The organism is Streptomyces sp. NPDC002467, assembly GCF_042889825.1.
Classification (GTDB): domain Bacteria; phylum Actinomycetota; class Actinomycetes; order Streptomycetales; family Streptomycetaceae; genus Streptomyces.
The window spans coordinates 232,681-244,429 of the sequence record NZ_JBIARJ010000015.1; the positions used below are offsets into that span (position 1 = coordinate 232,681).

An 11,749-nucleotide genomic window follows, 5' to 3' on the forward strand; every position below is an offset into this window, starting at 1 on the left:
AAGGACCGCACACGTCAGGCCAGAGAAAGAGGCACAGCCATGAGCACGCAGCCGCGCGGACCCGTCGACTCCTCCCGCATCCCGCGCTACGCGGGCCCCGCGACCTTCGCCCGGCTGCCCCGCCTCGACGAGGTCGGTTCCGCCGACGTCGCCGTCGTCGGCGTGCCCTTCGACTCCGGTGTCTCCTACCGCCCCGGCGCCCGCTTCGGCGGCAACGCGATCCGCGAGGCCTCGCGCCTCCTGCGTCCGTACAACCCGGCCCAGGACGCCTCCCCCTTCGCCCTCGCCCAGGTCGCGGACGCCGGCGACATCGCCGTGAACCCCTTCAACATCAACGAGGCCGTGGAGACGGTCGAGGCCGCCGCCGACGAGCTGCTCGGCGCCGGCTCCCGCCTGATGACCCTCGGTGGCGACCACACCATCGCCCTGCCCCTCCTGCGCTCCGTCGCCAAGAAGCACGGCCCGGTCGCGCTGCTCCACTTCGACGCGCACCTGGACACCTGGGACACCTACTTCGGCGCCGAGTACACCCACGGCACCCCGTTCCGCCGCGCCGTCGAGGAGGGCATCCTCGACACCGAGGCGCTGTCCCACGTCGGCACCCGCGGCCCGCTCTACGGCAAGCAGGACCTGGACGACGACGCCAAGATGGGCTTCGGCATCGTCACCTCCGCCGACGTCTACCGCCGCGGCGCCGACGAGGTCGCCGACCAGCTGCGCCAGCGCATCGGCGACCGCCCCCTTTACATCTCCATCGACATCGACGTGCTCGACCCGGCCCACGCGCCCGGCACCGGCACCCCCGAGGCCGGCGGCATGACCTCCCGCGAGCTCCTGGAGATCATCCGGGGTCTGTCCTCCTGCAACCTGGTTTCGGCCGACGTCGTCGAGGTCGCCCCGGCGTACGATCACGCGGAGATCACCTCGGTCGCGGCCTCGCACACCGCGTACGAGCTGACCACGATCATGAGCCGTCAGATCGCCGCCTCCAAGGCGAAGTAAGGCGAAGCGGGCGGCCCGAGCAGCACAGCACGAAGGGCACGCACGCACGTGACGCACGACCACGACCTGGTACTCCGTCCCACCGAAGCCCAGACGGCGGCCGCACTCGCGCCGCCGCCCGGGCGGACGGGCGGGGACCTGGTCGTGGAGTCGCTGCGCTCGCTCGGCGCGACCACCGTGTTCGGACTGCCCGGGCAGCACGCCCTCGCCCTCTTCGACGCGGTCGGCCGCTCAGACCTCCGCCTGATCGGGCTCCGTACGGAGAACAACGCGGCCTTCGCCGCCGACGCGTACGGCCGGCTCACCGGCGAGGCCGTCCCGCTGCTCCTGTCGACCGGCCCGGGCGCCCTCATGGCGCTGCCCGCCCTCGCCGAGGCGGCGGCCGCGTCGGCCCCCGTCCTCGCGATCTCCTCCCAGGTCCCGACCCCCGGCCTCGGCGGCGGCCGGCGCGGCCACCTGCACGAGCTGCGGGACCAGGCCGCCTCCTTCCGCGAGGTGGTCAAGTCGGTCCACACCGCCCGTACCCCCTCCCAGATCCCCTCCGTGATCGCCGAGGCCTGGGAGTCGGCGCTGACCGCCCCGCACGGTCCGGTCTGGGTGGAGATCCCCGAGGACGTGCTGCGCGCGGAGACGCTGATCCCGCAGGTCACCGGCGTCGACGCGACCCCGCACGAGCTCGCCCCGCGCCCGGAGCTCACCGCGCTGGCCGCCCACTGGCTGTCGAAGGCCGAACGCCCGGTGATCATCGCGGGCGGCGGGGTCGTCCGCGCCGACGCCTCCGGCAAGCTCAGGCAGCTGGCGGAACGCCTGAACGCCCCCGTCGTCACCACCTTCGGCGGCAAGGGCGCCTTCCCGTGGACCCACCCGCTGTCGCTCCGGTCCTGGCTGGAGGACCGCCACACGACGGACTTCCTGGAGGACGCCGACGTCCTGCTCGTCGTCGGCTCGGGCCTGGGCGAGCTGTCCTCGAACTACCACACGTTCTTCCCCACCGGCCGGGTCGTCCAGATCGAGGCCGACCTCGGCAAGCTGGAGTCCAACCACCCGGCCCTCGGCATCCACGCCGACGCCCGCCTCGCCCTCCAGGCCCTGCTGGAAACGGTGGAGTCCCGGCCCGACGACGAGGCCCCCGAGCGGGTCCGCGCGCTCCTCGCCGCGGTCGCCGAGCGCCTCGCCCCGCAGGACCTCGCCCTGGAGCAGCGGCTCCTGACCTCGATCCGCGCGGCCCTGCCGCCCCGCTCGCCGTCCTTCTGGGACATGACGATCCTGTCGTACTGGGCCTGGTCGGCCTTCGACGCCAAGCACCCCAACACCATGCACTCGGCCCAGGGCGCGGGCGGCCTCGGCTACGCCTTCCCCGCCGCGCTCGGCGCGTGCGTGGCCGAACCGGACACCCCCGTCCTCGCGGTCTCCGGTGACGGCGGCGCGATGTACTCGGTCGCCGACCTGGCCACCGCCCGCCAGCACGACCTGGACGTCACCTGGCTGATCGTGGACGACGGCGGCTACGGCATCCTGCGCGAGTACAACACCGCCTCCTTCGAGGGCCGTACGACGGCCACCGAGCTCACCCGCCCCGACTTCGTGGCCCTGGCGGAGTCCTTCGGCGTCCCGGCCGCCACGACGAGCCCGGAAACCCTGAAGGACGACCTGAAGAAGTCCCTCACCACCCCCGGCCCCTCGGTGCTGGTGCTCCCGGCCACGCTCCGGATGTTCGCGCCGACGCACCTCTAGAGCCGGCTGCGCCGGAGGCCCCGCGCATTCGGGCGCGCCCGCCGTGCGCCGGAGCCTCCGGGCGTACACGTTCGAATTGTTGCGGCGGGATGAAATCCGCCGGTCGGGGCGTTGGCGCTTCCGGCAGGACAGGACGAACGGGGAGGCCTCACGTGGCGGCGGCAGAGACAGCGGCTGGGGACAAACAGGGGTGGGGCAGGCGGCTGACCGCTTACACCTGGCGGTACAAGGCCAATGTGCTGCTCGCGCTCGGGTCCTCCCTGGCCGGCATGGCCGTCATGGCGCTCGTGCCGCTGGTCACCAAGGTGATCATCGACGACGTCATCGGCGATCACAGCAAGCCCATGGGGCCCTGGGCCGGCATGCTCATAGGCGCGGCCGTCCTCGTCTACGGCCTCACCTACGTACGCCGGTACTACGGCGGGCGGCTCGCCCTCGACGTGCAGCACGACCTGCGCACCGACATGTACGACACCATCGCCCGCCTCGACGGGCGGCGGCAGGACGAGCTGTCCACCGGGCAGGTCATCGGGCGGGCCACCAGCGACCTCCAGCTGATCCAGGGGCTGCTGTTCATGCTGCCCATGACCATCGGGAACTTCCTGCTCTTCGGGATATCCCTCGGGATCATGCTGGCGCTCTCCCCGCTGCTGACCCTCGTCGCGCTGTTCATGGCCCCCGCGCTCTGGTTCATCGCCAAGCGCAGCCGCAAGAAGCTCTTCCCGGCCACCTGGTGGGCCCAGGGCCAGGCCGCCGCCGTGGCGACCGTCGTCGACGGCGCCGTGACCGGCGTACGCGTGGTCAAGGGCTTCGGGCAGGAGCGGCAGGAGAGCGGGAAGCTGCGCGAGGCCGGCCGCAGGCTCTTCGCCGGCCGGATGCGCACGATCCGGCTGAACTCGCGCTACACCCCCGCCCTCCAGGCCGTACCCGCCCTCGGGCAGGTCGCGATGCTGGCCCTCGGCGGCTGGATGGCCACCAACGGGCACATCACCCTCGGTACCTTCGTCGCCTTCTCCACCTACCTCGCCCAGCTCGTCGGGCCCGTCCGCATGCTCGCCATGGTGCTGACCGTCGGCCAGCAGGCCCGCGCCGGCGTGGAGCGGGTCTTCGAGCTCATCGACACCGAGCCCGCGATCCGCGAGGGCGAGCACGAGCTGCCCGCGGACGCGCCCGCGACCGTCGAGTTCGACGACGTCCGCTTCGGGTACGACCCCGAGCGCCCCGTCCTCGACGGGTTCTCGCTGACCGTGGAGGAGGGGGAGACCGTCGCCGTCGTCGGCGCCTCCGGAAGCGGGAAGTCCACCGTCTCGCTGCTGCTGCCCCGGTTCTACGACGCCGACCACGGCGCCGTCCGCGTCGGCGGACACGACGTGCGCGAGCTGACCTACGCCTCCCTGCGCGGGGCGATCGGCCTCGTGCCCGAGGACTCCTTCCTGTTCTCCGACACCATCCGGGCGAACATCGCCTACGGGCACCCGGAGGCCACCGAGGACCAGATCCGGTCCGCCGCACGCGCGGCACAGGCCGAAGGGTTCATCGAGGCCCTGCCCGCCGGCTACGACACCAAGGTCGGCGAGCAGGGACTCACGCTCTCCGGCGGCCAGCGGCAGCGCATCGCGCTCGCCCGCGCGATCCTCACCGACCCCCGCCTGCTGCTCCTCGACGACGCCACCTCCGCCGTCGACGCCCGGGTCGAGCACGAGATCCACGAGGCCCTGCGCTCCGTCATGGCGGGCCGGACCACCTTGCTGATCGCCCACCGCCGCTCCACGCTCGCGCTGGCCGACCGCATAGCCGTACTGGAGCACGGACGGCTCGCCGACATCGGGACCCACGAGGAACTGGAGCGCGGCTCCGCGCTGTACCGGCGGCTGCTCACCGACCCCGACGCCCTCGGCGCGGGCTCCCCGCGCACCCCGGACGCCCCCGCCATGGCCGAGTTCGAGCGGGATCTCGAACAGGACCTGGAGATCGAGGCGGAGATCGACTCCGAGCCCGTCAACGCCAAGCGCCGCGTCGTGGACGGGGTGACCCCCGAGCTGTGGCGCCGGGAGGAAACGCAGGCCGCCGGTCCGAAGGCGCCCGCCGCCGGCACCGGAGCCCCCGGCGCCGGGCATTCCATGGCCGGAGCCGTCGCCGGCATGCCCGCCACCCCCGAACTGCTCGCGCAGGTGGCCGCGCTGCCGCCCGCCGACGACGAACCCGCCGTGGACGAGGACCGCGCCGCGGCCGCCGAGGAGAGCTACGGCCTGCGCCGTCTCCTCCGCGGCTTCTGGGCGCCGCTCGCCATCAGCCTCGCCCTCGTCGCCCTCGACGCGGGCGCCGGGCTGCTCCTGCCGATCCTGATCCGGCACGGCATCGACAAGGGCGTGGAGCAGGCCGCCCTCGGCGCCGTCTGGGTGGCCGCCGGGCTCGCGCTCGCCGTCGTCGTCGCGCAGTGGGCCGCGCAGTTCGCCGAGACCCGGATGACCGGCCGCACCGGCGAGCGGGTCCTGTACTCGCTCCGCCTCAAGATCTTCGCCCAGCTCCAGCGCCTCGGCCTCGACTACTACGAGCGCGAACTGACCGGCAAGATCATGACCCGGATGACCACGGACGTGGACTCGCTGTCGAGCTTCCTGCAGACCGGACTCGTCACTGCGGTCGTCTCCGTGTTCACCTTCTTCGGGATCCTGGTCGCCCTGCTCGTCCTCGACGTCGAGCTGGCGCTGATCGTCTTCGCGACCCTGCCGGTGCTCGTGGTCGGCACGATCGTCTTCCGTCGCAAGTCCGTGGCCGCGTACGAGCTCGCCCGCGACCGCGTCAGCCTCGTCAACGCCGATCTCCAGGAGTCCGTGTCCGGGCTGCGCATCGTCCAGGCCTTCCGCCGCGAGTACGCGGGCGCCGCCCGGTTCGCCGAGCGCAGCGACTCGTACCGCGAGGCCAGGGTCCGCGGGCAGTGGCTGATATCCGTCTACTTCCCCTTCGTGCAGCTGCTGTCCTCGGGCGCGGCCGCCGCCGTGCTGATCGTCGGCGCGGGCCGGGTCGAGGCCGGGACGCTGACCACCGGCGCGCTCGTCGCGTACCTGCTCTACATCGACCTGTTCTTCGCCCCCGTCCAGCAGCTCTCCCAGGTCTTCGACGGCTACCAGCAGGCGACCGTCTCCCTCGGCCGCATCCAGCAGCTGCTGCGCGAGCCCACCACCACCCCGCACGCCGAGGCGCCCCGCGAGGTGTCGGAGCTGCGCGGGGAGATCGCGTTCGAGAACGTCCGCTTCCAGTACGGGACGGCCGAGGAGCGGGGCGAGAAGGGCGAGGCGCTGGCCGGAATCGACCTGCGGATACCCGCCGGGCAGACCGTCGCCTTCGTCGGCGAGACCGGGGCCGGCAAGTCCACGTTGGTCAAGATGGTGGCCCGGTTCTACGATCCCACCTCGGGCCGGGTCACCGCGGACGGCACCGACCTGCGGGAGCTCGACCTGACGGGCTACCGCCACCGGCTGGGCGTCGTCCCCCAGGAGTCGTACCTCTTCCCGGGGACCGTCCGCGACGCCATCGCCTACGGGAAGCCCGACGCGGGCGACGCCGAGGTGGAGGCCGCCGCGCGCGCGGTCGGCGCCCACGACATGATCGCCACGCTCGACGGCGGCTACCTGCACACGGTCGCCGAGCGCGGGCGCAACCTCTCCGCCGGGCAGCGCCAGCTGATCGCGCTGGCCCGCGCCGAGCTCGTCGACCCGGACGTACTGCTGCTCGACGAGGCCACCGCGGCCCTGGACCTGGCGACCGAGGCCCAGGTCAACCAGGCCACCGACCGCCTCGCCGGCAAGCGCACCACCCTGGTGGTCGCCCACCGGCTGACCACCGCTGCCCGCGCCGACCGGGTGGTGGTCATGGACCGCGGCCGGGTCGTGGAGGACGGCAGCCACGCCGAACTCCTGGCGCGCGGCGGCCGGTACGCAGAGCTGTGGCGCACCTTCGTCGGGGAGGACGAGCGGGCGGCCGCCTGAGCGCTCCCCATACCGCTCAGAGTTCGCCGAAGAGCAGGTTGCCCGGGGCGTCCTCGTCGCTGCCCGTGTAGTACTCGCGGACGGCGTCGAGGAGCTCGTCCACGGACAGAAAGCCGTCGTGGTCCTTGTCGATCCTCGCGAAAAGGGCCTCCGTGTCGGCCTGCGCCAGCTCGGTGTCGAAGGCGGTCTGGGCCTTGAGGAACTCCTCGGGGCTGATCCGCCCGTCGCCGTTGGTGTCCACGATCGTGAGGATCGCCTCGATCATCGGACGGAAGGACCGGTCGTAGGCCGCGCCGCCGTCCTTGTACAGCCGGGTCATGCCCAGGGAGTACTCCTCGGGCGTGAGCTTGCCGTCCCGGTCCACGTCCAGCTCGGTGAAGAGCTCCTGCCAGAAGTCGACCAGTCCGCCCATCACCGCGTCGGCCTTCGGGGAGGTCGCCGGCTCGCCGAGGGCCGACAGCAGCCGGGAGCCGAGCGCGATGATGTCGTGCTCGTCGATCACGCCGCTGTTGTCGGCGTCCAGGTGCGTGAAGGCGCGCTCCAGCTTGCGGTCGAGCAGGTCGGTCGTCATGTCATGGCCTTTCATGGCTACGTCGCTCACGGCTACGTCGTGCGGTCGATCGGCCACCCAGCGTAGTGTCCGGCTCGATCGGGCGATCGCGTTCCGCCACCCGGAAGGCGCGCGTGCACTCGTACGAGGTATCGCCCGCGCGATGTGAACCCCACGTGAACGCGGCGGCCCGAGCCGTTGCCCACCGCAACCTTCCCGGGGGTCCGGGCGTCGTACGTGCGTGCGCGTTGCACGTACGAGCGATGGGGGACGGGATGCTCAAGGGGAGGTGGGGGCGCGGCCGGGGGGTGGTGTCCCTGGGGGTGTTCGCGGCGGCGCTGTGGCTCGGCGTCGGCGGGCTGTTCACGGGGACGGCCGCACACGCCGCCCAGGCCGGTACCGGGGCGTGGGGCGGGCTCTGCGGGGGCCGTCTCGTGCGGACCGTGCCGTTCGAGACGGGCGAGGTGCGCGTGTACAAGACCCGTACGCAGGCCTGTGCGCTGGCCGTGGCGCGGGTCCCGGGGGCGCGGCGGGAGATGGCGGTGAGCATCCAGCCGCGCGGCGGAGCGCCGGTACGCGACGCGGGGCGGTTCACCCGCTACGCCGGCCCCGTCACGGTCGGCGCGATCAACCGGTGCGTGTACGTGAAGGGCGCCGTGGGGGCCGGATCGACCGGATCGGCCGGCTCCGGCTGGATCCTGTGCTGAGGGAGCGACCCAACTGGGTCTGGTCAGCGGCGCGTTGACCCCGCTAGGTTCACGGCGACCGAAGTGAACTCAAGGGGAGGGTGAATGCGCAAGACGCTCGGATGGCTGCTGTCGCTCGTGGTGCTGATCGGCACCATGGGCGCGGCCGGCTTCACGGCACAAGCGGCCACAGCCGCGGAGCCGGCCGCCGCCGCGGACATCAAGGACCGGATCCTCGGCATTCCCGGGATGAGCCTGATCGAGGAGAAGCCGTACCCCGGCTACCGCTTCTTCGTACTGAACTACGAGCAGCCGGTCGACCACCGGCAGCCGTGGAAGGGCACCTTCAAGCAGCGCCTGACCCTGCTGCACAAGGACGTGTCGCGCCCGACGGTGTTCTTCACGTCCGGCTACAACGTCAACACCAGCCCGCGCCGCAGCGAGCCGACGACCATCGTCGACGGCAACCAGGTGTCGCTGGAGTATCGATTCTTCACGCCCTCGCGGCCCGACCCGGCCAACTGGGACGACCTGACCATCTGGCAGGCCGCCAGCGACCAGCACCGCCTCTTCACCGCCCTGAAGAAGATCTACACGAAGAACTGGCTGGCCACGGGCGGCAGCAAGGGCGGCATGACGGCGACGTACTTCGAGCGCTTCTACCCGCGCGACATGGACGGTGTCGTCGCGTACGTCGCGCCCAACGACGTCGTCAACAAGGAGGACTCGGCCTACGACCGGTTCTTCGCGGGCGTCGGCACCAAGGAGTGCCGCGACAAGCTGAACGCCGTGCAGCGCGAGGCGCTCGTACGCCGTGAGCCGCTGGAGGCCAAGTACGCGGCCGCCGCGGCCGAGAACGGCTGGACCTTCAACACCGTCGGCAACCTCGACAAGGCCTACGAGGCCGTCGTGCTCGACTACGTGTGGGCCTTCTGGCAGTACAGCCTGCTCGCCGACTGCGCCACGATCCCCACCGCCGCCACCGCGAGCGACCAGGAGATCTGGGACACGGTCGACACGATCTCCGGCTTCTCCGCCTACGCCGACCAGGGCCTGGAGACGTACACGCCGTACTACTACCAGGCGGGCACCCAGCTCGGCTCCCCGGACATCAAGCAGCCGCACCTGGCGGGCCTGAGCCGCTACGGCTACCAGCCGCCGCGCAACTTCGTGCCCCGCGACATCCCGATGACCTTCCAGCCGTCGGCCATGCGGGACGTGGACAACTGGGTCCGCAAGAACGCCAACCAGATGCTGTTCGTGTACGGGCAGAACGACCCGTGGGGCTCCGAGCCGTTCCACCTCGGCTACGGGGTGCGCGACAGCTACGTCATGATCGCGCCGGGCGCCAACCACGGGGCCAACGTCGCCAAGCTGCTCGACGGCGAGAAGGCGCTGGCCACCGCGAAGATCCAGCAGTGGGCCGGGGTGGCTCCGGCCGCCGCGCCCTCCCTCGCGGGCGGCGCGGCGTCGGCGGCGCAGCCGCCGGCGGCGCCGGACGCGTTCCTGGACCAGCCGGAAACCCGGCGGGACCAGCAGCTGCGCCCGTAGGTCTCCCGCGTCCGCAGGCCTGCGTCCGTAGGTCTGCGTGCACAGCCCTCGGGGCCGCGGTCTGACGTCCTTCAGTACGTCAGACCGTGGCCCAGCGGGTAGCGGCCCGGCACCGGGACGGGGAGGCGGCCCGAGGGCCGTACCGCCCCGGTGAGCACCCGGGCCGCCGCCCGCATCTCCACGTCCGTCCAGGAGTACGTCGCCAGCTCGGCGGCGCAGTCGGGCAGCCGGGCCGGGTCGTACGGATTGCGGACCGCCAGCAGGACCACCGGCACCCCGGTGGCCACGAGGTCCGCGACCAGTGTGCGCTGGGCGCTCTCCCCTTCCGGGACGTTGTACGTGCACACGAGCACCGCCGCCTGACCGGCGGCCGCGGCCACCGCGCGCGCGGGCGGCGCCGCCGTCGCCCGACAGCCCAGGGCGGTCAGTTCCCGCGCCAGAACGGCCGTGGTGGGTCCGGTCGTGCCCGTGGGGGACACCGGGTCCGTGCCCGTGACGAGCAGCCGGGGCGCCTCGCCCGCGTCGAAGGGCAGCAGGCCCGTCGGGTTCGCCAGCAGGGTCGTCGTGGCGGCCGCGATCTCGTCGGCGGCGGCCAGGTGATCGGGGACCCCGACGGTGGCGTCCACGACGCCCTCCGCGGGCATCGCCCCGGCCCCGAACAGGCCCCGACGGGCCTTCAGTTCCAGGATCCGCGACACCGACTCGTCGACGCGCGCCTCGCTCAGCTCCCCCGACTCCACCGCCGCCAGCACGCTCCGGTACGCGAGCGGCAGGTCCGGCGGGTTCAGCAGCTGGTCGCAGCCGGCCAGCAGGGCCAGCACCGGGACGCGTTCGTCCCCGTACTTCTGGCGGACCCCCGCCATGTCCAGGGCGTCGGTCACCACCACGCCCCGGAAGCCCAGGCGTTCGCGCAGGATGCCGGTGACGATGGGCCGGGAGAGGGTCGCCGGGTCGCCCGAGGGGTCGAGTGCCGGGAAGACGATGTGGGCCGTCATGACCGCGTCCACGCCCGCCCGCACCGCGGCCCGGAACGGCGGCTCGTCCAACTCCTCCCACTGCGCGCGGCTGTGCCGTATCACCGGCAGGCCGAGGTGGCTGTCGGTCTCGGTGTCCCCGTGGCCGGGGAAGTGCTTGGCGGTGGCGGCCACGCCCGCGCTCTGGTAGCCGCCGACCTGGGCGGCGACCAGGGCCGCCACGGCCCGCGGGTCCGACCCGAAGGACCGTACGCCGATCACCGGGTTGGCCGGGTTCACGTTCACGTCCGCGACCGGGGCGTAGTCCTGGCGGATGCCCATGGCCGCGAGTTCGGCGCCGGCGATGCGGGCCGAGCGTTCGGCGGCGGCGGTGGAACCGGCCGCGCCGAGGGCCATCGCGCCCGGCAGGAGGGTCGCGGGCTTGCCGATGCGGGCGATGATGCCGTGCTCCTGGTCGGTGGAGAGCAGGAGCGGGATCCGGGGGCCGGTGGTACGGGCGGCCTCCTGGAGGCCGGCCGAGAGCGCGGCGATCTGGTGCGGGGTGCGGGTGTTGTGGGCCCAGGCGAAGTAGATGATCCCGCCGAGGTGGTAGCGGGCCACCAGCTCGGCGGCGGTGCGGACACCGAACAGGGCCAGGTTCTGCTCGGCGTCGGCGGGGTCGGGGTCGGTGGCCGAGTGACCGTACGCCCGCGAGACGAACAGCTGCCCGACCTTCTCCGCGAGGCTCATCCCGTCGAGGAGGCGACGCGTTGCCCCTGCCCTCCCGGGCGGGCGGGGGGTGGGGGCGTGGTGGGCCCCCACGGCCGCGGAGCCGCCGCCGGCGGCCGTGACGGCGGCCACTGCGGCCGCGGCGAGCAGGTTCCGACGCGAGGCGAGGTACGACACGCGCCGGACCCTACTCCCGCCCTCCCGCCCCACCCGCGCGCGTCCCCGGCGTGTCGCCCCACCACCACCCCACCCCACCGAGCCCGAGGTCGTCGCGGGGGCTCCACCCCTGTCCACCGTGCGCCACCCCTACGGCGCTCCGCGCCCGCGCCTCAAACGCCGGCGGGGCTGGAATTGCCCTACGGGCGAGCGGGCCCCATCCAGCCTCGCCGGCGTTTGAGGACCGGGGTCCGGGGCGGAGTCCCGGGGAACGGTGGAAGGGCGGGTAGGGGACCGGCTCCGCGCAGCGGCACCCTGGCCCGGGCCGGGGAGTGGGCCGTCGGGGTCGGGCGCGCGCCGGGGCACCTCCTCGGGCGTCGAACGGGGAGCGGCAGCGGA

General features: G+C 73.0%; 7 protein-coding genes. 5 read left to right on the plus strand and 2 right to left on the minus strand.

The window, feature by feature from the left end; translation table 11 throughout:
* The first annotated feature begins 39 nt into the window (after positions 1–39).
* The 3 genes from speB (at position 40) to ACFYYJ_RS28720 (ending at position 6,725) form a co-directional block, all read left to right on the plus strand.
* Positions 40–1,002 carry an agmatinase gene (gene speB / locus ACFYYJ_RS28710; RefSeq protein WP_384755051.1) on the plus strand — a complete coding sequence of 321 codons (963 nt, stop codon included), beginning with the start codon at positions 40–42 and terminating at the stop codon, positions 1,000–1,002.
* 48 nt (positions 1,003–1,050) lie between these two features.
* A complete protein-coding gene (locus ACFYYJ_RS28715) occupies positions 1,051–2,736 on the plus strand; it encodes a thiamine pyrophosphate-binding protein (protein ID WP_385133693.1) in 1,686 nt (561 codons plus the stop codon).
* A gap of 152 nt (positions 2,737–2,888) precedes the next feature.
* The gene (locus tag ACFYYJ_RS28720; protein ID WP_389136671.1) at positions 2,889–6,725 is read left to right on the plus strand and encodes an ABC transporter ATP-binding protein; all 3,837 of its coding nucleotides are present in this window, start codon (positions 2,889–2,891) and stop codon (positions 6,723–6,725) included.
* Between the two features lie 16 nt (positions 6,726–6,741).
* Here ACFYYJ_RS28720 and ACFYYJ_RS28725 read toward each other — a convergent pair whose 3' ends face one another.
* Positions 6,742–7,296: an EF-hand domain-containing protein gene (locus ACFYYJ_RS28725; protein ID WP_385133698.1), complete on the minus strand. Its 555-nt coding sequence runs from the start codon at positions 7,294–7,296 to the stop codon at positions 6,742–6,744.
* Between the two features lie 254 nt (positions 7,297–7,550).
* On the opposite strand from ACFYYJ_RS28725, the gene ACFYYJ_RS28730 reads away from it, so the two are divergent.
* Both ACFYYJ_RS28730 and ACFYYJ_RS28735 read left to right on the plus strand, forming a co-directional pair.
* Positions 7,551–7,982 carry a hypothetical protein gene (locus tag ACFYYJ_RS28730; RefSeq protein ID WP_385133700.1) on the plus strand — a complete coding sequence of 144 codons (432 nt, stop codon included), beginning with the start codon at positions 7,551–7,553 and terminating at the stop codon, positions 7,980–7,982.
* An 84-nt stretch (positions 7,983–8,066) separates the two neighbouring features.
* Complete coding sequence (locus ACFYYJ_RS28735) at positions 8,067–9,512, plus strand: S28 family serine protease (protein ID WP_385364292.1); 1,446 nt, start codon at positions 8,067–8,069, stop codon at positions 9,510–9,512.
* A gap of 71 nt (positions 9,513–9,583) precedes the next feature.
* Here the strand turns inward: ACFYYJ_RS28735 and ACFYYJ_RS28740 are convergent, their stop codons facing one another.
* The gene (locus ACFYYJ_RS28740) at positions 9,584–11,371 is read right to left on the minus strand and encodes a glycoside hydrolase family 3 N-terminal domain-containing protein (RefSeq protein ID WP_389136675.1); all 1,788 of its coding nucleotides are present in this window, start codon (positions 11,369–11,371) and stop codon (positions 9,584–9,586) included.
* Positions 11,372–11,749 lie beyond the last annotated feature (378 nt).